This window comes from Streptomyces sp. ICC4, from assembly GCF_003287915.1.
Taxonomy (GTDB): domain Bacteria; phylum Actinomycetota; class Actinomycetes; order Streptomycetales; family Streptomycetaceae; genus Streptomyces; species Streptomyces tritrimontium.
The window spans coordinates 7,070,315-7,090,091 of the sequence record NZ_CP030286.1 but is presented as its reverse complement, the minus strand read 5'-3'; the positions used below and the strand labels follow the sequence as shown (position 1 = coordinate 7,090,091).

General features: G+C 71.2%; 17 protein-coding genes and 4 pseudogenes. 8 read left to right on the top strand and 13 right to left on the bottom strand.

Going from position 1 to position 19,777, the window contains the following annotated elements:
• Positions 1-34: 34 nt before the first annotated feature.
• Positions 35-736, bottom strand: coding sequence for an HAD family phosphatase (locus DRB89_RS33310; protein WP_112452373.1), 702 nt, complete (start codon positions 734-736; stop codon positions 35-37).
• 121 nt (positions 737-857) lie between these two features.
• Positions 858-1,928: pseudogene (locus DRB89_RS33305) on the bottom strand (vitamin B12 dependent-methionine synthase activation domain-containing protein); the annotation flags it as partial.
• A gap of 14 nt (positions 1,929-1,942) precedes the next feature.
• Here DRB89_RS33305 and DRB89_RS33300 point away from each other — a divergent pair.
• On the top strand, positions 1,943-2,365 hold the full coding sequence (locus DRB89_RS33300; RefSeq protein WP_162688828.1) for an endonuclease/exonuclease/phosphatase family protein: 423 nt from the start codon (positions 1,943-1,945) through the stop codon (positions 2,363-2,365).
• A gap of 506 nt (positions 2,366-2,871) precedes the next feature.
• Here DRB89_RS33300 and DRB89_RS33295 read toward each other — a convergent pair.
• Positions 2,872-3,366, bottom strand: coding sequence for a GNAT family N-acetyltransferase (locus DRB89_RS33295; protein ID WP_112451895.1), 495 nt, complete (start codon positions 3,364-3,366; stop codon positions 2,872-2,874).
• 155 nt (positions 3,367-3,521) lie between these two features.
• Between DRB89_RS33295 and DRB89_RS33290 the strand changes: the two genes are divergently transcribed.
• A complete protein-coding gene (locus tag DRB89_RS33290; RefSeq protein WP_162688827.1) occupies positions 3,522-4,115 on the top strand; it encodes a hypothetical protein in 594 nt (197 codons plus the stop codon).
• A 121-nt stretch (positions 4,116-4,236) separates the two neighbouring features.
• On the opposite strand, the pseudogene DRB89_RS33285 reads toward DRB89_RS33290, so the two are convergent.
• The 3 genes and pseudogenes from DRB89_RS33285 to DRB89_RS33275 form a co-directional block, all read right to left on the bottom strand.
• A pseudogene (locus tag DRB89_RS33285) lies at positions 4,237-5,107 on the bottom strand (hypothetical protein).
• 95 nt (positions 5,108-5,202) lie between these two features.
• A complete protein-coding gene (locus tag DRB89_RS33280) occupies positions 5,203-5,640 on the bottom strand; it encodes a DUF4267 domain-containing protein (protein WP_112451897.1) in 438 nt (145 codons plus the stop codon).
• 137 nt (positions 5,641-5,777) lie between these two features.
• Entirely contained in the window at positions 5,778-6,224 is a 447-nt protein-coding gene (locus tag DRB89_RS33275) for a DUF1772 domain-containing protein (protein WP_112451898.1), read from the bottom strand.
• A 90-nt stretch (positions 6,225-6,314) separates the two neighbouring features.
• On the opposite strand from DRB89_RS33275, the gene DRB89_RS33270 reads away from it, so the two are divergent.
• The gene (locus DRB89_RS33270; RefSeq protein ID WP_112451899.1) at positions 6,315-6,893 is read left to right on the top strand and encodes a TetR/AcrR family transcriptional regulator; all 579 of its coding nucleotides are present in this window, start codon (positions 6,315-6,317) and stop codon (positions 6,891-6,893) included.
• Positions 6,894-7,115: 222 nt separating this feature from the next.
• Here DRB89_RS33270 and DRB89_RS33265 read toward each other — a convergent pair whose 3' ends face one another.
• Positions 7,116-7,778, bottom strand: coding sequence for an MSMEG_1061 family FMN-dependent PPOX-type flavoprotein (locus DRB89_RS33265; protein ID WP_112451900.1), 663 nt, complete (start codon positions 7,776-7,778; stop codon positions 7,116-7,118).
• 246 nt (positions 7,779-8,024) lie between these two features.
• Between DRB89_RS33265 and DRB89_RS45200 the strand changes: the two are divergent.
• A pseudogene (locus DRB89_RS45200) lies at positions 8,025-8,279 on the top strand (UDP-N-acetylglucosamine--N-acetylmuramyl-(pentapeptide) pyrophosphoryl-undecaprenol N-acetylglucosamine transferase); the annotation flags it as partial.
• 461 nt (positions 8,280-8,740) lie between these two features.
• Here the strand turns inward: DRB89_RS45200 and DRB89_RS33255 are convergent.
• The 3 genes from DRB89_RS33255 to DRB89_RS33245 all read right to left on the bottom strand — a co-directional run bounded on the left by DRB89_RS33255 (position 8,741) and on the right by DRB89_RS33245 (position 11,926).
• Positions 8,741-9,766 carry a hypothetical protein gene (locus DRB89_RS33255; protein WP_162688826.1) on the bottom strand — a complete coding sequence of 342 codons (1,026 nt, stop codon included), beginning with the start codon at positions 9,764-9,766 and terminating at the stop codon, positions 8,741-8,743.
• Between the two features lie 703 nt (positions 9,767-10,469).
• Positions 10,470-11,483 (bottom strand): ATP-binding protein, encoded by a 1,014-nt coding sequence (locus DRB89_RS33250; protein ID WP_112451903.1) that lies wholly within the window; start codon positions 11,481-11,483, stop codon positions 10,470-10,472.
• On the bottom strand, positions 11,480-11,926 hold the full coding sequence (locus DRB89_RS33245; protein ID WP_112451904.1) for a hypothetical protein: 447 nt from the start codon (positions 11,924-11,926) through the stop codon (positions 11,480-11,482). The genes DRB89_RS33250 and DRB89_RS33245 overlap by 4 nt, the downstream gene beginning before the upstream one ends.
• 183 nt (positions 11,927-12,109) lie before the next feature.
• Between DRB89_RS33245 and DRB89_RS33240 the strand changes: the two genes are divergently transcribed.
• Positions 12,110-12,559, top strand: a complete 450-nt coding sequence (locus DRB89_RS33240) for a DUF2267 domain-containing protein (protein ID WP_112452100.1) — start codon at positions 12,110-12,112, stop codon at positions 12,557-12,559.
• Between the two features lie 140 nt (positions 12,560-12,699).
• On the opposite strand, the gene DRB89_RS43310 is transcribed toward DRB89_RS33240, so the two are convergent.
• Positions 12,700-13,101, bottom strand: coding sequence for an ATP-binding protein (locus DRB89_RS43310; RefSeq protein WP_162688825.1), 402 nt, complete (start codon positions 13,099-13,101; stop codon positions 12,700-12,702).
• 193 nt (positions 13,102-13,294) lie between these two features.
• Positions 13,295-14,548: a PP2C family protein-serine/threonine phosphatase gene (locus tag DRB89_RS33230; protein WP_112452102.1), complete on the bottom strand. Its 1,254-nt coding sequence runs from the start codon at positions 14,546-14,548 to the stop codon at positions 13,295-13,297.
• Between the two features lie 1,669 nt (positions 14,549-16,217).
• On the opposite strand from DRB89_RS33230, the gene DRB89_RS33220 reads away from it, so the two are divergent.
• Complete coding sequence (locus DRB89_RS33220; RefSeq protein ID WP_112452104.1) at positions 16,218-16,751, top strand: hypothetical protein; 534 nt, start codon at positions 16,218-16,220, stop codon at positions 16,749-16,751.
• A 208-nt stretch (positions 16,752-16,959) separates the two neighbouring features.
• Here DRB89_RS33220 and DRB89_RS45195 read toward each other — a convergent pair whose 3' ends face one another.
• The gene (locus DRB89_RS45195; protein WP_239516454.1) at positions 16,960-17,124 is read right to left on the bottom strand and encodes a hypothetical protein; all 165 of its coding nucleotides are present in this window, start codon (positions 17,122-17,124) and stop codon (positions 16,960-16,962) included.
• 671 nt (positions 17,125-17,795) lie between these two features.
• Here DRB89_RS45195 and DRB89_RS33210 point away from each other — a divergent pair.
• On the top strand, positions 17,796-17,999 hold the full coding sequence (locus DRB89_RS33210) for a cold-shock protein (protein WP_112452105.1): 204 nt from the start codon (positions 17,796-17,798) through the stop codon (positions 17,997-17,999).
• Between the two features lie 307 nt (positions 18,000-18,306).
• Positions 18,307-19,755, top strand: a pseudogene (locus tag DRB89_RS33205) (DEAD/DEAH box helicase); the annotation flags it as partial.
• Positions 19,756-19,777: the final 22 nt, after the last annotated feature.

Sequence of the window (19,777 nt, the reverse complement as noted above, 5' to 3'; positions counted from 1 at the left end):
CGGGGGCGGATCGTCCCGTACGCAGCGTGCGCGGTCAGTTCATCGGTGTGATGAGGGAGCGCAGGAAGGTCAGGTCCACGTCTTCGAGGGAGCGCACGATGGTGCGGCCGGGCCCGGGTGCGATCAGGCCGACGGAGGGGATGGCGACGACCCGGCAGCCGGCGGCCTCGGCGGCTGCCACACCGGTGGCGGTGTCCTCGATGACCGCGCAGCGCGAGGGGTGGGCGCCGAGGGTGCGGGCGGCGAGGAGGTAGGGGTCGGGGTGCGGCTTGGTGCGCGGGACCTCGTCGCCGGCGACGGTCATGGTGAAGCGGTCGCGGCCGAGGGTGAGCAGGACCCGGTCGATGACGCGCCGGTGGGAGGCGGAGACGAGGGCGGTGGGCACGTTGTGCCGGGCCAGCTCGCTCAGCAGCCGCTCGGCGCCGGGCATGAGGGGCACGCGGTCGGCGATGCGGGCTTCGAAGCGCTCGTTGAGCAGGACGGTGAGCTCGGCGATGCTGATGTCGGCGCCGGTGGATGCGATGAGGAAGCCGGCGCTGCGGGTCATGGGGCCGCCGACGACGATGTCGCGCCAGGCCTCGTCGAGGCGGTGGCCGAGCTCGCCGAAGACGTCGACCTCGATCTCCCACCAGAAGCCCTCGGTGTCCACGAGGGTGCCGTCCATGTCGAGCAGCACCGCCTGCAGGGCATGTCCGTCGGCCGTACGGGCGACGGGGGCGGGAACTGTGCTCGTCATGCGCGCACCTCTCTGAAGGTCCTCGGGGGACGACGAGGCCGGTCACCTCAGCCCTCGGGGCGTGCCCGGGGGTGACAGGTGACCGGCCTGTATGGGACCGACTAGTGTACGCCGGTCCGCCTCAGCGTGCGTTGAAATACTTCGCCTGGGGGTGGTGGATGACGATCGCGTCGGTGGACTGCTCCGGGTGGAGCTGGAACTCCTCGGAGAGGTGGACGCCGATCCGCTCGGGCTGGAGGAGGTCGGCGATCTTGGCGCGGTCTTCGAGGTCGGGGCAGGCGCCGTAGCCGAGGGAGAAGCGGGCGCCGCGGTACTTCAGGTCGAACATGTCCTGGACCTGTGCCGGGTCCTCGCCGCCGAAGCCGAGCTCGGCGCGGACGCGGGCGTGCCAGTACTCGGCCATGGCCTCCGCGAGCTGGACGGACAGTCCGTGCAGCTCGAGGTAGTCGCGGTAGGAGTCGGACGCGAAGAGCTTGGCCGTGGCCTCGCCGATCTTCGAGCCGACGGTGACGACCTGGAGGCCGACGACGTCGATCTCGCCGGACTCCTCGGGCCGGAAGAAGTCGGCCAGGCAGAGGCGGCGGCCGCGGCGCTGGCGCGGGAAGGTGAAACGGGTCCGCTCGTTGCCGGCCTCGTCGAGGATGATCAGGTCCTCGCCCTTGGAGACGCAGGGGAAGTACCCGTAGACCACGGCCGCTTCGAGCAGGTTCTCGGTGTGCAGCTTGTCCAGGAGGCCGCGCAGGCGGGGCCGGCCCTCCGACTCGACCAGTTCCTCGTACGTGGCTCCGCCGGCGCGGGCCTGCTTGAGGCCCCACTGGCCCTTGAACAGGGCGCCTTCGTCCAGCCAGGAGGCGTAGTCCTTGAGCGGGATGCCCTTGACGACACGGGTGCCCCAGAACGGCGGGGCGGGGATCGGGTTGTCGGTGGAGGTGTCGGAACGGCCGCCGGGCTCCTCCGCCTCCTCGACGGGGACGGGCGTGTCCCGCTTGGCGACGCGGCGCTGCTTGAGCTCGGGCAGGCTGGCGCCCGGAACTCCGCGCTTCACGGCGATCAGGGCGTCCATGAGGCGCAGGCCTTCGAAGGCGTCGCGGGCGTAGCGGACTTCGCCTTCGTAGATTTCGTGGAGGTCTTGTTCGACGTAGGCGCGGGTCAGGGCGGCGCCGCCGAGGATGACGGGGTACGCTGCGAGGCCGTACCACCCGAGTGGTGACCACCCATCTCGAACCCGCCGCCCCCGCCGTCCAGGAAGCACAGACCGGTGAACTCCTCGCAGGCCCGCTGAACACCACGCTCGCCACCGTGCTGCTCGGCGACCTCAACTCGGCGGCCGGCGGAGTCGGCGCGACACCGGGAACCAACACGCAGAGCCACAACCGCCTCCTGGCCGCCGGATTCACCGACGCCTGGACCGCCACCCGCCACCGCAACCCCGGCTTCACCTGCTGCCAGGCCCCCGACCTGCGCAATCCCACCTCCAACCTCACCCAGCGCATCGACTACGTGCTCTTCCGCGGCAAGGTCACCGCACTGGCGGCCGACCGGGTGGGCGACGCGCAGGGCGACCGCACTCCGTCAGGACTGTGGCCCTCCGACCACGCCGGCGTCAGCGGCGTGCTCCGGCTGCGTTGAGTGAGCCCCACGCAGGAGTAGGGGCCCCCGCGAGCGGAAGTACGGGCCCCGCCCCTTGGCGAGCCGGTCCGCGATTGAGGTCGGGGTGTGCTGCCCTGGCGGGTCGGCTAGGCGCTGATCCGTCTCGGCGTAGTCCTCGCGTCGGCCGGTGTAGCGCTGGAGCGGACGCCACTGCCGCAGTTCGGCGTGAGCGTGCTCGACACAAATCCGAGCCGAGGACTGTCGGCGGCGGTGCTCACGCCAGGCGTACTCCTCGCTGAGCGAGTCACCCCGCTCCGGCTTCTTCGGCGGGGCGCTGACCTGCTCGGGGAAGTCGTCGGCCAGGGTGCGCAGCCGCAGGCCGGGGCTGTCGGGGACGGCGAAGCCGCGGCCGGCCAGGAGCGGGCGGATCTCGCCGATGGCCCGGGAGATGGTGGAACGGGCCGCGCTCTACAGCTCGGCCAGCGCGGCGTGGGGGAGGCCTGGTGCGCAGGTGCACCAGGGTGACCAGCATCCGCCTTTCAAGTTCAGAGGGTGCCCGCACCCGGCCGTCGCACCATGTAGACGTCGATCGGGTCCTGGACCTCCACGGTGAACCCGTGGCGCTCGTACAGCCGCCGGGCGGCGCTGCCCTGCAGGACATTCAGGCGAACGGGCACGCCGCCGGCATCGATCCGTTCCAGCAGTGTTCGCAGCACAGCCGATCCGAGCCCCCGGCCCTGGAGGGCCGGAGTGAGATAGAAATTCTCCAGCCACCGCCCGTCCTCGGCGGGGCGCACAGTGACGCAGCCCGCGAAGGCGCCATCGGCCACGATGACCGACGTGTGCTGGGGGGAGAAGGAATCCCGCAGCCGTTGCCGGACCCGATGCTCGTCGAACCGTCCCAGCCGCTCCAGGTCCGGGCGCATCACCGTTGCCCGCAGCTCTGCGATCGCCTCGACATCCGTCGGCTCTGCGGAACGCAGCGCCCATTCCACGGGACGGCCCGGCCGTATCCCGTCCGCCCCCGCACTCGTATCCATGGGCCGAAGTATCTCAATGGCCCGCTGCGACCACGCGCACAGCAGGACCGGTTACCGGCCGGGCACCCTATCGCGCACCACGTCGTAAGGGCTGCTGGGCGCCGAGCAGTATGTGTGAGACTCCCTCTGAATGATCACTCGGGGGGAGTTTCGCGTTGAACGCAATGTTGAAGAGCGTGTGGATCGGGCTGGCCACGGCCTTGATCGTGAGTCTGGCCGCCTTGGCCCTGCCGGACCACATCCAGATAGTCGACGGGCGCATCCACCTGGGCGCGCCCGCACCCACGCCGTCCCCATCCACGCCGTTCCCATCCACGGCGGCGCCCACACCGGAGTCCACGTCGCCGCCCCTCACACGGGACGCCGTGGACGAGGTGATCCGGACCGCGGTCAGCGCGGCGGGCCTCGACCCGGCGCAGGGCCGCCCGACCGTCGCGGCCGGCGCCGACTCGGACAGGACGGGCTGGATGGCCGTCCGCGAGAAGGCCGCCGCACAGTCGGAGATGAACGCGATCTGCGTCGACCTGGAGCGTCAGGGCTGGACGCTGAACCCGAACGGCGACCGTCCCGACGACTCCCGCAGCTACAAGCGCGGGGGCTGGTACCTGCTGGTGAGCACGCGCGGGAAGACCCAGGCGCCGTCCACCACTTCCACCTTGACCGACTCGCAGACCTACCTGACCCTGACCGGGCTCCAGCTGAACCTTTCCGACATACCGCTCCCCGAGATCACCGTCAGCATCGGCTGACGTCGTGCTCGCGGGCCAGGGCTGCGATGGACCGGCCGTCCGGGTACGCGGCGCGCGCATCGGCGATCGGCTTGCCCGTGAGGGCCGGGCGGCGGCGGCCCTTGTTGGCAATGGCAATGGCCTATTGGATCAGATCGGTATGCGTGTAGCACGTCGGGCAGGAGTAGAGCTGCAGATTGTTCGCGTCGGAAACCTGGATCCCGGGCGGGTTCGCCACGTTGTCGCTGTCAATCACGGCGATGGCCTGGTCCTCGTACGGGACCCAGCCCCTTCTGTAGTCGCGAGATTCGTTCGAGGCGATGGTCAGCAGCGGGTTCATCGCCGCGCCACAGTTGATGCAGAACCGGGCGATGGGATCGGTGAGGCCCCACGGCGGCCAGCCGCCGACCTTCCAGCCGGGGGCAACGGACAGCTCGTCCATGTAGAACTCCTGCGGGGCGGGCTCGTAGGAATCGTCCATCGCGACGCCGGCCGCCTGCCACGCGCTCCAGTCGCTCAGCTGCCGCTGCAACTCCTCGTCCAACTCAAGGAAGTTGGGGTACTCGGTGACTTGCTCCGGTGCGAGCACGCACGGCTCCGGCGCGTAGCCGTACTGCGCCTCGGACGGTGTGGTCGGCGAGGCGAGGACATGGGTGACGTCGGCGGCGGTTCGCCAGAACAGTTCGGTCGGAGGCTTGTGTTCCGGCGGGTGCTCCGAGGGGCACCACAGCACCTGGAGCAGGTCTGTCCGTCCGGGCGGCCGTAGCTGGGGAACGTCGCGCACGTACAGCTGGGCCACCGGCAGGAGGGGGGAGACCGGACCCTCGTGCGTCGCAGTACAGCCATGGCTGCTCACTGGGCCACAGCAGCGGCCCACCGGCCGAGCTGTCGTACGGCGAAGGAGAACCGGGGCGGGGATGCAGCCGGGTCGTCGTGCGTGCCAGCGGGGCCAGCCGGGGGAAGGCCGCGGCCACGTCGAACGGCCGTGGTGGGGTGGTACGGATGACGTTCACGACGCAGATCCTGCCAACAGCCTCTGACAATCGGCGTACGGCGGGATCACCCGTGGCCCCGCCCTTCGCGAGCACCGACGCGGGCCGCGGTGGCGTCAGGCGGGCTGCGTGGCGGGCGTTGCCGGAGCGGCCGCGGCCACGGTCACGGCCTTGCGGGTCTCTCGCATGATGAGCAGGCCGTTGACCACCATCAGCGTCGCGGTCAGGCCGTGGACGCCGAGCGCGGTGGCCGCGGAGCCGTGGTGGGCCAGCACATTGGTCATGTCGCCGTACGCGGCGAGGGCCTCCACCAGCAGCACCCAGCCCAGCGCCCGGCGGTGACCCGTCGCCAGCAGGATGCCCAGGACCAGGGCCAGGACGATGTCGCGGATTCCCTTGACGATCAGGAAGCCGTCGCCGTCGCCGGACGGCCAGCTCGGGAGGCCGTAGCCCGGTGCCATCGTCTCCGGGCTCAGGATGTACTCCGTCCCGAACCAGAGGATGAAGAGGATGAAGGTGGCGGCCAGGACGGTGTTGATCTTCTTCAGCGACACTGTTCTTCTCCTTGCGAGTCTCGTCAGAGTGGTGAGCTTGGTGAGCGTGGAGCTTGCCGAGTCGTGTGGGGCCTGATCAGGCCGCGCGGAGGCGGCCGACATGGCCGGCGCGGCCCGCGCGGTGTCGGCCCGCGAGATCAGGCGAGGGCGGCGACGAGCAGGGTGAAGGCGGCGACGATGACGGCGACGCGGGCGTAGTGGAAGCGTTCCCAGCGGTGTACCTGCTTCTTCCAGTCCGCGGGCCGGTTCTCGGGGGTCCACGTCTTGTTCCGGTTGTTGATCGGGACGAGCAGCAGGAGCGACATGACCACGCTGAGGAGCAGCAGCGCGCCGGCGGTGACGACGAGGCCCGTGCCGTGGTGGTGCCATCCGGCTATGGCCCAGGCCGCGACGAGGGCGAGCGAGCCGATGTACCAGACCGGCATCACGGCGCCGAGCATCCGGCCCCCGTGGGCGTGGCCGAGTTGGCCGCTGTCCTCCGGGAGGGCGTTGAGAATCGGGTTCATGACGAAGGCGACGGAGAACTCCACCCCCACCATCACTCCGACGACCACGGTGGTGACGACCTCGAGTGCGTTGAGCATGATGACCCTCTCGATATCTAGCGTTGCTAGGTGATGGGGCAACGCTAGTACTACTGCCGCTTGATTGTCTAGCGGTGCTAGGATCGAATCATGTCGGTACAGGAACGCAAGCAGCGCGAACGGGCGGAGCGCGAACGCCTCATCGTGGCGACGGCCCGCGAACTCGCCGAGCAGCAGGGCTGGGACGCGGTCACCACCCGTCGGCTCGCCGAGCGCATCGAGTACAGCCAGCCCGTCCTCTACAGCCACTTCCGCGGCAAACGGGAGATCATCGGTGCCGTCGCCCTGGAGGGCGCCGCCGAGCTGGCCGCGGCGGTGCGCGCCGCGACCGCCGCGGCGGACGGCCCGCGCGAGCGGGTGTACGCCCTGGCCCGCGCCTACCTCGACTTCGCCGCACGCAACCCGGCGGTCTACGACGCCATCTTCCAGCTCGACGGCGGTCTCCCGTATGCACGGGAGGACACCCCGGAACCCCTCAAGGACGCGTTCGCCGCGCTGCTGGGGTGCCTCGGCGAGGTCGCCGGGGACGGCGTCGACCCGGGGCTGTTCACCGAGACGTTCTGGGCGGCCCTGCACGGGCTGGCCACTTTGACCAGGTCCGGACGACTGCCGCCGGAGCACACCGGGCAGCGGGTGGAACTGCTGGTGGACCGGCTCTCCATGGTCTGACGCACCGTTCCGGCGGGCACGGGGCCGGGGTTTTCGGGCCCGGCTGCCCCTGCCCGCCCGCGGCATAGCGTCCGGTCGCTCGCGCCCACACGGCACGGCCGGCCCTCGCGGCCTGACATCCGCAGGAGGTCGTACGCGCGGACCTGTCCGGTCACCAGAGACCCGGTGAGCCGGTGAGCCGGTGAGCGGGTGACCCGCAGCATGTCAGGCCCGTGCAGCCCGTTACTCGTACCGGTACTTCAGCGAGTCCGCCTCCGCCTGCTCGATGTCGGCGAGCGTCAGTTCCGGCATCCGCAGCTGGGCCAGCGTCACCTCGGCCGAGGCCGGCTGGGCGTCCGCCGGCAGCCACTGCTCCGGCTTCCAGGCCCCGCTGCGCAGGAGCGACTTGGGGCAGTGCGGGTAGACCTCCTCGACCCCCACCACCAGCGCACTGGCCGGCGGCTTGCCCACGGCGGTCAGCTGCGACAGCAGCTCCGGGCGGGTGGAGACGCAGGCCCGGCCGTTCACCCGGAGCGTCGTGGTGCGTCCCGGGATGACGAAGAGCAGCCCGGCCCGTCCGGTGGCGATGACGTTCTGCAGGGTGTCCAGACGCTTGTTGCCGGTCGCGTCCGGTATCGCCACGGTCCGTGCGTCCAAGACGGCGACGAACCCGGCGGGGCCGCCGCGCGGGGAGACGTCGCAGTTGCCCTCGGCGTCCGCGCTGGCGACCAGGACCAGGGACGAGCAGGCGATCAGCCGCTGGGTCTGCTCGGTGAGTTCGGTCATCTGCTTGCGCACGGCCGCGTCGCCGGGGAGTGCGTAGGCCCGGCGCAGCGCCTCCTGGTCGGATACGGCGTCGAGGCGGAGCGAGTCGAAGGCACTGCCGGCAAGGGGTGGTGGCGTCATGTCTCCGACCCTAGTGCGCCGACTTGCGATTGATCTTCATCGCGCTCGGACCGAGCGGAGTCGGGCGGGGGAGCGGGCGCGATCCGCGCCACCGGCCGCTGCCGAGCGGGACGCTGACGGGTCCTCGGACCGAGCGGCCACGGAGACGGCGGGCGCCCTCGCCTTACACCGGGCAAGTTATGTGCAACAGACTGCAGCCCACCCACTCGCCCGAGGGCGCAAGGCCCACGGGGAAGATCCGTCGCTCGTCGAACGCTGGTCCTGCACGAGCAGACGGTCCGGCTGGGCCTGGCCAACCGCAGGCTCGCGAGTTCCGCGACGCGTATCGCGGTGTCCTCCCAGTCCTCGCTGGCGCTGCTGCCCGCCGAGGTGCGCGGGCGCACGGTCGTCACCGGGAACCCCGGGCGGCCCGAAGTGCTCGCCCGGCACCCCGGCAAGGCCGTCGAAGCGCTGAACCCGTACGGGTTCGACCGGCGGCTGCCGACCGTCTACGTCACTGGCGCCTGCGAGCCGTTGACGGCGACGCCGAGCTCTACATCGAGGTCGAGTCCGGCGACGCGCGGTGGCCGGCACGGTGCCCGGCCATCGCCTCCCATCAGGTCGAGGAAGCCGGCTTCCTGGTGGAACCGGCGCGGGGGTACGACGCGAACGACGTGCTCCGGTCCGCGATCGAGCACGGCCGCGTGCGCCACATGCGGTGGCGCCGCCCCACCGGCAGCCGATTGCCACCCCGGACCCGGGACTCTCAACCGCCTGGTCGAGGCGGCTCCCTGGTACCGGTCCCGGCTCGGGACCGACGGGGTCCCGGCCATGGGGCTCCGTCCGGAGGTCCGTCCCCGGGACGTTCCCTTCCTTCCGGCCGGGGCTGCGGCGCCTCTCGTTCCCGGCCGACGCCGGCGCCTTCGCCCGCGCGCCTTCGTCCCTGGCGCCTTCGCCCTGGCGTCGGCCCGCTGCCGGGCTTCTCAGGGGGCTCCGCGGCGCGTCGGGCGGACGAGCCACCGCCAGGGTGGGCGGTGTCGGCGGATCTCCCGGCGCACCGCGCTCGCCCTCTCCGCCACACCCGTCTCCTCGTGGAACCGCGCCAGGAGCCCGAGGGTGCGGACCACGTCCTCGCGGTACGAGCCGGGGTCGTCATCCGCCGCCATGAGGTCCGCCCGGGGCACGTCGCTCACGTCGCTCACGTCGGGCGGTGGTCGCATGCGGCTGCGCAGCTCGTCGGCCTCGGCGCGGACCGCACGTGCCTCCGCGGCGCGGCCCTTCGCTTCCAGGGCGCCGGCGTGGGTCCGCAGGGACTGTTCCAGCGAGGGGGCCAGCGCGTCCGGGTTCGCCCCGGCACGATGCCGGTTGATCTTGACCGCCCGGGTGCTCGCGTCGAGGGCCCGGCTGCGCCAGTCGGTACCGACGGGGAGGGCGTGGCGCCAGGTGAGCAGGAGGCCGGAGAGGTTGGACAGGGCCAGTGCGTAAGTCCCGGGATGGTCGGGATCGTTGGGATCGTTGGGCGGGTCGCCGACGGCCGTCCGGGGCCCGAGGAGGTGCACCGCTCCCTCCGTCGCCGCGACCGCGGCGCCTCCGCGCCCTGAAGCGGAGAGGTCGGCGCCGATGTTGAGGAGGGTCGCGCCGAGGTCGTTGCGGTGCCGCTCGGTGTCCTGCTCGGCGAGCAGGACGAGCACGTCGAGCGCCGTGGCATGGGCGCGGAACCCGTCCGCCCACCGCCCGGCGGTGGCGAGGGCCTGCCCGTGGTCGCAGAGGGCGAGGGCGTACCGGGCCTGTCGGCCGTCGGGGCCGAGTCCGGCGGACCGGCCCTGCGGGTCGGAATCGGCCAGGAGGCGCTCGAAGTGCACGGCCCGCCCCGCCGCTTCGACGGCCGCCTGCGGCCGGCCCAGACTCGTGTGGCTGGTGAACAGGTTGGCGTACGCCACGCCCAGGTGCGCGGTCTGCGAGCCGGGCCGCTCGGCCTCCAATCGCTCCAGGAGCGCGACGACCCGCACCGTCGAGTGGTGAGCTCCTCGTACCGCCCGGCGCCGCGCAGGGCGTTCGCCAGCTGGACGTGGACGAAGGCGTGCCGGTCCGGGTCGTCCGTGGCCGCCAGCCAGTGCCGGGCGAGCCGTTCCACCAGGACCGCGCGGGCCGGGTCGAGGTCGGGGTGCTCGCGTTCGGGCAGACGGGCCTCGATCGCCTCGAGGAGCCCCATGTCGATGTCGTCGAGCGCGGCGACCGCGCCGAGTGCCCGTCCGCCGGCGGCGACGGCGAGCCACGGTGCCCGCCGCAGCAGCGGGTACAGGTGGTCGTGGCGCATGTGCCGCCAGCGTTCGGCGGACGCGGCCAGGAAGATCAGCGCGCGGGGCGTCCACGACGCCGGCCGCCCGTCGCCGCCGGGCAGCAGGAGGCGGCCGAGCGCCTCCGGGGCCCAGGAGGACGGCGGGTAGACGCTCTGCGCGCGGTGGCCGGGAAGGGTGAGGGCGAGGAAGTCCTCGGCGAGCCGGTCGGGCAGCAAGGGTTCGAGGACGGCAGCGGGCCCGGATCCGGAGGGCCCGGATCCGGAGGGCGGGTAGCAGACGCCGTGGTCGGCGAGGACGCGCTCGGCGGGGTGCGGTGCGGCGGGCGGGCTTCCGGTCACCCGGTCGACGACGCTGCGGCCGGTCGCCCGGTGCACGGTCCCCGTCAGAGCGGCCGCGAACACGGCGCGGTTCATCACCTGCGGCGGGGTCGTGTACGTGCGCCCCGCGGCGGCCGCCGCGCGGCCCGCGTCCTGGGTGTGGATCCGGGCCCAGTGGGCCTGTTCGCGGTTGAGGAGGTACGTGACCAGGCCGACGGCGTCGGTGGGCGCGGGCGGCCGTGGAGGTGGGCGTCCACGGCGACCAGGGCGGCCATGTGGACGGCCAGCGTCAGCCCGAACTCCGGCCCGTCCAGGGAAACCGGCGGGGCAACCCGTAACGGCGCGGGCACCCGTAACGGCGGGGGAACCCGTGAACCGTCCGGCGCGCCCGGGGCGGCTCCGAGGCAGGCCGCGAAGGTGTCAAGGGCGGCCTCGAACATCCCGGCCCGTTCGCCGCCGCGCTCCGGCAGGGGCTCCAGGGCCTGGACGGAGGTGGCCGCCTGGGAGTCGTGCAGGGCGGCCTGCACGGCCGGCCACTGGTCCGTGCCCCGGGCCACCAGCAGCACCCGGGTCGGCCGGTCGAGGCGGTGGAGCAGCCGGTTGCTCAGCAGCCAGGTGAGGTGGGGGAGCGGCCAGTGGTCGGCGTAGTCGACGACCAGCAGCACCCCGGCGGCGCCCACGGCCCGCAGGTCGCCGCCGGCGCCGCCCGGGAGCACGTTGCCGGGGGCGTGCACGGTCCTGACGACCTTCCACCCTTCGGCGACGCTGTCCCGGGCGAACGCCGCCGCGAGGCGGCTCTTGCCCTGGCCGCCGGGCCCGTGCAGCCAGCGGACGGCGAGCCGTCGGCCGGTGGCGCCGCGCCACGCGCGGAGCTCGGCGAGCTCGTCGGCGCGGCCGGTGAAGGGGACGATCTCGTGCCGGGCGCTGAGCAGGCGGCTGGGCAGCTCCCGCAGCCATTCCGGGTCCGACTCGGGCGGGGGGAGCCACTCCTCCAGGACGTAGGAGGGCAGCCCGTCCGCGTACACGTGGAGGTCGGCCCCGACCACGCCGTACGCGAAGCCCCCTTCCGCGGTGACGTGCTGACGCGCCGACGGGTCGGGCTCGCTCATGCGGGGGCGGGGTATTCGCCGGCGGCCGGCCGGTGATGGTGCACGTGCACGCTGCTGCCGGGTCCCTGGGCGCCGAAGGCGGCGCCGCCGGCGTGCGCGGTGATGTGCTGCGACCACTGTTGGGCGGCCGGGGGCACGGAGACCTCCTCGATCAGGGCGCGCAGCTCGTCCGCGGCCTCCGGGTGTTCGCGGAGCAGGGCGCCGATCCGGCGCGCCCAGGGGCGTACGAGGTCTTCGCGTACGCCGTCGGTGTCCTCGCCCTCGCCCGCGATCAGTTCCGCATCGCCGTCCAACTGGGCCGCCAGCGCGGTGGACCGCTCGTCGCCACGGCGGCGGAAGAGCTCGACGACGCGCTCCCGGGTGCCGTCCCAGGCGCTGGTGGCCATGGCCGCCACGACGGTCGTCGCCCCCGTCATGGCCAGCACGGTCATCGGATCCGACACGGAACCCCTTTCCGGGCGTCGTCGGGTGACGTCATGCCGGGGAGGGTACCGACGCCGTCGCGTTCCCGTCTGATGTGACCGGGGGACGCAGCCCGAACGGGTGGCGCGGACCGCTCGGCCTCATCGGCCTCGCCGGTCTTCTACGTGGCGGGGGGCCGGGGCCAGAAAGGACAGCGCCCCGTCATGTACGACCAGACCCGACCGGAACGCTCCATCGCGGCGGCCATGACGTACGACCAGCTGCTCGAACGCGTCCGCTACGAGGGCGCCTACCCCACCCGCGAACGCGCCGAGGAAGCCGTCCGAACCGTTATCGCCGCTCTCGGACGGCAGATCACAGGCGACGAACGCGTCGACCTCGCCCGCCGCCTGCCCGTCGAAGCCGCGCTCACCCTGACCGCGCAGATCCCCGACACCGAGCAGCTCACCGGATGGGGGTTCATCAAGGACCTGGCCGCCCGTACCGGCGCCACACCGGCCACCACCCGCTGGGACACCGGCGCCGTCCTCGCCCCCGTCTCCGCCCTCGCCGGCCCCGACCTCCTCGCCCGCATCCTGCGCCGGCTCCCCGACGGCTACGCCCTCCTCTTCGGCCAGCCACAACTGCTCCAGCCCCAGCCGGCAACCGCCTGACCAACCTGCTCGCTGTCCCCAGCGCCGACCAGTAAGGCCATCGCCAGGTACCCGATACCCGATACCCGATACCCGCGCCGCGGAGCTGCGCTCGGCCGGCCATGGCGAAGTGGCGACGCCGTGCTTGTAGGCCGGGGCTGCTACCAGGGGGCGTGGGCGCAGATGGTCTTTCCGCCGTCGGGGGTGGGTTCGGTGTGGGTGTGGGTGGTGAGGCGTTCGATGAGGTGACATCCGTAGCCGCCGCTGCCGTCGGTCTGGGGCCGGCGGGGCTCAGCCGGGTGAGGGCTGGTGTCGGTGACGCGGATCTCGATGTGGTCGTCGTGGAGTTCGAGGTGGAGGGCGGCGGGTCCCTCGGTGTGACGGATCGCGTTGGTGACGAGTTCGGTGATGACCAGGAGGACCGCGTCGGGGTATTCGGGCTGGGCGGGGGCCCGGACCTGTGCGGCGCGGTGGAGGAAGTCGCGAGCGGCGCCCCGTACTGTCGTCGTCGGCTGGCCGGCACGTGGCACGGGCTGATCGAGGACGAGCAGGGGCAAAACCACGGGTCTCCCTCCACACGGTGGGCTTCCACGGCGTCTGCCCCCTCTGCGGGTGCCCACCCTATGGCGCCCCTCCCCAATCGGCCTTGCCTGCCCGGGTGAGCGACGGGGATTCCGGTGCGCCGGGGATCTGCCGGTCCGACCTCGCCGACCTGCCCGGCGTTGCGGGCCGCATGCGGGCGGATCTGCTGCCGCTTTACTGCCGCTGAGGAGCGGGCCATCGTGTCGTTGACGGTGGTGAGGCGTCGGTGAGGTCGGCACCGTTGGCGGCATCACGTTCGGAGTTGTGGACGCCGCGCCAGTCCAGGCACATGACGGTGGCGTCGTCGTCGAGGTGGCCGTCGCCGGCGTCGACGATCGCTTTGATGAGGGTGCGGGCGGCTTCGCGGGGGTGCAGTTCGCGGGTGCGAATGATCAGGTCCGACAGGTCGAGGCTCTCGGCGTCGCGCTCCAGCATGCCGTCGGTCAGCATGATCAGCCGGTCGCCGGGCCGAAGGTCCAAGGTCTGCACCCGGTAGGTGTTGGGCTGTGAGGGTTCGATATTGAGGCCGAACGCCCGGTCGACTTTCGGAACGATCTCCTCGACCTTGCCGTCTCGCATCCGCAGTGGCCAGGGGTGCCCGGCGTTGACGAACTCGGTCCGGCCGTCGAGGAGGCTGATGCGCAGCAGCTGGCCGGTGACGAAGCCGCTGCGGCCGTGGTCACGCATGGCCTGGTCGGCTTGGCGGGCCTGCTCAGCGAGGTCGGCACCTTCCCGTCGGGCCCGTCGCAGGGCGCCCACGACCAGGGTGGCGAGCAGCGCGGCGTCAACGTCGTGGCCCATGGCGTCGGTCACCGACAGCTGGACGGTGTCCCGGTCGATGACGTAGTCGAAGGTGTCGCCCCCGACATGCTCGGCGGGTTCCAGGGCCCCGGCGACCGCGAACTGCGCCGCCTCGCACGCCAGTGACGCGGGGAGCAGCCGGTGCTGGATCTCGGCTGCCAGGCTCAGCGGCTTGGTGCGCCGGCCCCACTGGTACACGTCGGTGTGGGACCGGTTCGCGATGACGATGTACGCAAGCGCGTGCGCGGTTTCGCCGATCTCCCGCATCACCTCCGCGTCCGGTACCGCGGGCAGGAACAGTTCCAGGAGTCCGATGGCGTCCCCGCGGTTGGTCACTGGAGCGACGACCCGCACCAGCCGGCTCTCGCCTCTGTGTTCCACCTTCGGCTGCTGGCTGCGGATCACGTCGTCGTACAGGGTGCCGCGCAGCGGGATCCGCTGGGCCGGCTCATCGGTCTCGACGCGGTCCGCCGCTCCCAGCCGTACGACCGAATTGCCGGTGAAGTCAGTGATCAGGAACGACACCGACGCCGCCCCGATGTGCTCCCTGAGCATCCGTGCCACCACGTCGAGCGACTCCACCGGCGCCGCGGCCTCCGACGCCTCCAGTATCCCCGCCAGAGTCATCGCCCTGCCGTGGCGGCCTCCGCCGGCGTCGGACCGAGACGCCCGCCCGCTGTCCGGCTCTCCTGCGGTCACAGCGGACCCCTTGCTGCTCGATGCCACCCGGGAACTGCGCCCCGTACGCGAACGATCCGCGCCGGAGCGGCATCGGACAGGCCCCATTGCACCACGAGAGCCCTCGGACCCGGCTGCCTGGCTGGCTGGCCCGCCCCTCTGGAACCACGTACGGCCAAGGACTGAACGGGTCGTACGAACCCCGTGTCGCGGGGCGCCCGCGTGGAATGGGGCGGGCCGTTGATTCGGGGAGCGGTGATCGTCGCCGTCGCGGTGCGCTGCGTAGCGCCTGCGTGCGCTTGTGCCCCGGCCTGCGCGGCGTGACCCGGCGACGACCGTCTTGCGCCCGCGCCCCACTGCCTCTCCGCCCGTGGTCGATTACCTCTCCGACATGCGAACGAAAATCTGTGATGGCCGGAGTAGACATTGCGAGGTGGTGTGGTTATGGTTTCTCTCGTAGCCCAGAGAGACAGCAGGGCCTGGCAGAGACGAACTGCCGGGCAGCAGTACATGCAGAACCCGTAGTTGCAGTGCGCAGGACGGTGCGGTGGTGGAGTTTCGAAGCCAGAGCGGTTGCAGGACGGCGACGGGACTGGCGACCGGACCGGGTGGCCCGCAGTGATCAGGGGTCGCCGAGAGCAGTACCGCAGTTGACGCAGTGGCAGTACCCGCAGTTCGCAGTACCCGGCAGTGAAGTCAGTGAGTGGTACCTCGGTGAGCGTGTCGAAGTGCGGGCGCGTACACCGGGAGGTTCGGCAGTGGGGTTCTAAGCCAGAGCAGACGCAAGACAGGCGACGGGGCTGGCTGCCGAAACGTGGCGCTCGGTCAGGTCACGAGCAGTACAAAGCGGTTCGCGGTACAGCGGTAAGAGCAGTACCCAGCAGTGAAGTGAGTGGAGCAGTACCTCGGTGAAGGCGTCGGCTGCTGGCGCGCGCATCGGGAAGTTCGGTAGTGGGGTTCCAAGCCAGAGCAGTTGCAGGAACGGCGACGGGGCTGGCTGCCGGAGAGTGGCGCTCAGCCAGGCCACGGAGCAGTTCGCAATATCAGCAGTACCCGCAGTAGAGCAGTACCCGCAGTACGCAGTCCCCCGCAGGTAGGTAGTTGATCACCGAGGGAAGAACGGAGGAGCCGAGCGCCATCAGGATCGCCCGGGCGTCAGTGTGAGTCCGGGTACCGCAGGACATCGTGAGTGAGGTGGTCTCCGGTCAAGCAACCGCGATCCCCGCGCCTCCGGCAGCAGTCAGGCCGCGCACGCGGAAACAAAAGGCCGGCGCAGTACTAGGGCCGGCAGATGGTGTAGCAGTTCCTTCGGGGCCCTGGTGCCATAGGCACCAGGGCCCCTCCGTGCGCTCGGTGAGAGAGGTGCAGCGACCGCAGACGACTCGATTGGCCGTCTCGGCGCTGACGACTACCCCGCCTTAACGATGGGCCACCGCGACTGCGGCCCGGCCACGGCGACGAGGGCGATGCTCCGTCGTCGAAGACCTTGCCGGTCAGCGTGATTACCGCGGCCCCTCCCGCTCATGGCACGGCCCAACGGCCGAATTCCTTCTGCTGAGTGCGAGATTCCACTGCGAGGCTACGGGCGTCCATCCGGATCGCACCAGACGGAGTTCCCATGAACCGAATACGCTTTCGCCCCTTCTTATTGACCGCCGCCGCGGTGCTTGCCCTGGTCCCAGCCGGGCTTGGCGCCACGGCGGCGCAGGCTTCGCCCGCCACTTCGGCTGTTGCCCCGGCCGCCCTGGGCAGCAGTGACACCGAGACCGTCATCACGGGCACGACCGGCCTGAACCGGGGCGAGGCCTGGTATTCGCCCGACCGCCGGACCATGCTGATCCAGCAGTACGACGGCCACGTGGTGCTCTACCGCGACAACGTTGCCATCTGGACGGCCGTGGGCAGCTACGGCTACGGGAATACCTTCTACATGCAGGCCGACGGGAACCTCGTCTCCTACGACGCGGCGATGCGCCCGCTGTGGAACAGTGCCACCGACCATCACTGGGGTGCGCATCTGGCGATCCAGAACGGCGGGAACCTCGTGGTCTATTACGGGTCCACCCCGCTGTGGTGGTCCAATTTCCGGCCGGGCGGCCCTGTGGATCCGGGCGACGACTGCACCCCGAGGCCTGGCAGGCTCTGCCCGTAGGGCGAGCACACTGAGTGGCCCCCTTGCTGCTGACTGAGGGGGCCGTTGTCGGCGAACACGGCCGCCCGCTCGGCGCCGCGTCCAGGACCGGGCCGGGCGGGGGTCGGGGCCTGGCCGACAGCGGGGTGTCACCCACGCAGCCGCGGCTGACACCCCGCACGGGCATGTGATCCCGGCGCCCGGTCCGCTCCGCCCCCCCGGGAGGACGTCAGGTGACGTGGACCCGCAGAACGTACGTCTCACCGCTGCTGATCGCCGGAGCCTGCTCCCACAGATCCGCGGACCAGAACCCAAGCGGCGCCCGGTCCGCGGCACGGGCCAGCGGCGGCAGGATCTCGCCGGCGGGACGGCCTTGGTGCGTACGTACGGGCAAGCTCCGCGAAAGCGTGCCGGCAGGGGGCACGGTAGGCGCCGGAGCTGTCGGCGAGCAGCCAGCCGGTCCAGGTGCTCCGTGCTCACGCTGATCTCGCCCATCGCCTCGCCCCTTCCCGCTCGGGCCGGCCGCTCCAGCCCGTTCGTCTTCGACGCTACGGACCAGGTCTGACAGGCAGACCCCGGCGGGCTACTGCTGCGCAGACCTGCCCGGCAGCCGGCCCGGCAGCGCAGTGCGTGCACACCAGGGTCTCGAACCTCACCTCAGCCATCACCCTCACCATCCTGCCCCGCCCACTACGCTCGGGGAGGAGTAGGACGCTCCGATGGGCCTGCTACGTCGTAGCCGGCGAATACCCCAACTTTGGAAACGCTGCACTGGGCATGAATCAATACCTGTCCCCGCGGCCAGAGAGTTTGGCGGGCAACGCGAGGAGAGTTTTTGCTGCAGCACAAGGGGTATATACATTCGACCCATGCAATCCGCTGCGGCATGCTACTGTCCATCTCCGTTGCAGTTTTGGTACCCAAAAACTTAGAGCACCTCCAGTCGGCCTCCGCGCCGCCTGGTGGTGCTTCATATTTCCGGTCAATTTCCGGGCGGGGCATCATCGCGGCGACACGGTCTCCGCACAGTGCGGACTCCGGTGTACTGCCCCAAGGAGATATGACATGGCTGCTGGCACCGTGAAGTGGTTCAACGCGGCAAAGGGCTTCGGCTTCATCGAGCAGGACGGTGGCGGCCCTGACGTGTTCGCCCACTTCTCGAACATCGCCGCCCAGGACTTCCGCGAGCTGCTCGAAGGCCAGAAGGTCACCTTCGACATCGCGCCGGGCCAGAAGGGCCCGACGGCGGAGAACATCGTTCCCGCCTGACGCTGACGCGCATTCTGCAGCTGGGGCCCGCACCCCTCGGGGTGCGGGCCCCAGCTGCACACATCTCCCGCGGTGGTTCCACCTGCGGGTTCAGGCATGGGCTGCCGCCTCCTCGGAGACGCACCGGAGCTCATTTCTCCGGTTTTCGCGTCCGTATGACGCCACCCCATGGCAAGCGCCCGTACCCGCACACATTTCTCGCGGAACGGATCCGCTCCACATTCCATTCGGCCGTTCTCGCAATTACCCGCGCCGCTCTTCCGCTGCGCGAACTCCTTGATGAGTTCCGCATCAAGGAAGGTTTCGCATGAACTCCACACGCAAGAACGAGCGCTCTTCCCGCAGTCGCACCGGCGTCCCGCTTTCGGCACTGGTTCCGAGCGGGGCAGCCGATTCGGTTCCTCGACTCGCCGGAGCCGTTCCGCAGGTCCGAGCTGCTCGGGCGGTTCCGGCGTCGGGCCCGCCTCGACTCAGGGCGAGTTCCGCCACCGAAGGCGATCACGCCCGCGCTGGCTCCCGTCGAAGCCTTCGCCGATCTCGACATGCCGGGCGCCCTCGGCGCGCAAACGTGAGCGTGCCCTTCCCGATCCAGGGCGCCACCCTGCCCAACGCCCCCGCGGGCCGGGACGTCCTGGGCCGCGGCCGCACGGGCTCCGGAAAGACCCTGGCATTCGGCCTCGCGCTGCTGGCCCGTACGGCCGGCCAGAGCGCCGAGTCGGGGCAGCCGCTCGCGCTGATCCTCGTACCCACCCGTGAACTGGCCCAGCAGGTGACCGATGCCCTCACCCCGTACGCCCGCTCGGTGAAGCTCCGCCTGACCAACGTCGTCGGCGGCATGCCCATCGGCCGCCAGGCTGGCGCCCTGCGCGGCGGCGCCGAAGTCGTGGTTGCCACCCCCGGCCCGGCTGAAGGACCTCATCGACCGTGGTGATTGCCGGCTGAACCAGGTCGGGATCACCGTCCTGGACGAGGCCGACCAGATGGCTGACATGGGCTTCATGCCTCCGGGTCACCGAGCTCCTCGACCAGGTGCGTCCCGAAGGTCAGCGGATGCTGTTCTCCGCCACCCTGGACCGCAACGTCGACCTGCTGGTGCGCCGCTATCTGACCGACCCCGTCGTGCACTCCGTCGACCCCTCGCAGGGCGCGGTCACCACGATGGAGCACCACGTCCTGCACGTCCACGGCGCCGACAAGCAGCGGACGACGACGGAGATCGCCGCCCGCGAAGGCCGCGTGATCATGTTTCTCGACACCAAGCACGCCGTGGACCGCCTCACCCAGGAGCTCCTCAACAGCGGGGTCCGTGCCGCCGCCGGCCCAGTTCAAGACCGGACACGTCAGCGTCCTGGTCGCCACGAACGTCGCCGCTCGCGGGATCCACGTCGACAACCTCGACCTGGTCGTCAACGTGGACCCGCCGACCGACCTGAAGGACTACCTGCACCGCGGCGGCCGTACCGCGCGCGCCGGCGAGTCCGGCAGCGTCGTCACCCTGGTCACCCCCAACCAGTGCCGCGACATGCCCCGTCTCATGCAGGCCGCCGGGATCGTCGCGCAGACCACCCAGGTCCGCTCCGGCGACGAGGCCCTCAACCGGATCACGGGCGCCCCCGCAACCTCCGGAATCCCCGTCACCATCACCGCGCCGGTCGTCGAACGCGTCAAGCGCGGTGCGGCCTCCCGCGTCAGGCGGGGGCCCGTTTCGGCCGCCCAGCGCGCGAGTGTGCGTCAGTCCGCCTTCGATGCGGCGGCCTCAGAACCACGTGATCAGACGA

Bases quoted from the DNA above. Each gene is read 5' to 3' on its own strand.
- DRB89_RS33310 (WP_112452373.1), bottom strand. From the start codon at position 736: ATGACGAGCACAGTTCCCGCCCCCGTCGCCCGTACGGCCGACGGACAT.
- DRB89_RS33295 (WP_112451895.1), bottom strand. From the start codon at position 3,366: ATGGATACGAGTGCGGGGGCGGACGGGATACGGCCGGGCCGTCCCGTG.
- DRB89_RS33275 (WP_112451898.1), bottom strand. From the start codon at position 6,224: ATGCTCAACGCACTCGAGGTCGTCACCACCGTGGTCGTCGGAGTGATG.
- DRB89_RS33270 (WP_112451899.1), top strand. From the start codon at position 6,315: ATGTCGGTACAGGAACGCAAGCAGCGCGAACGGGCGGAGCGCGAACGC.
- DRB89_RS33265 (WP_112451900.1), bottom strand. From the start codon at position 7,778: ATGACGCCACCACCCCTTGCCGGCAGTGCCTTCGACTCGCTCCGCCTC.
- DRB89_RS33250 (WP_112451903.1), bottom strand. From the start codon at position 11,483: ATGAGCGAGCCCGACCCGTCGGCGCGTCAGCACGTCACCGCGGAAGGG.
- DRB89_RS33240 (WP_112452100.1), top strand. From the start codon at position 12,110: ATGTACGACCAGACCCGACCGGAACGCTCCATCGCGGCGGCCATGACG.
- DRB89_RS33230 (WP_112452102.1), bottom strand. From the start codon at position 14,548: ATGACTCTGGCGGGGATACTGGAGGCGTCGGAGGCCGCGGCGCCGGTG.
- DRB89_RS33220 (WP_112452104.1), top strand. From the start codon at position 16,218: ATGAACCGAATACGCTTTCGCCCCTTCTTATTGACCGCCGCCGCGGTG.
- DRB89_RS33210 (WP_112452105.1), top strand. From the start codon at position 17,796: ATGGCTGCTGGCACCGTGAAGTGGTTCAACGCGGCAAAGGGCTTCGGC.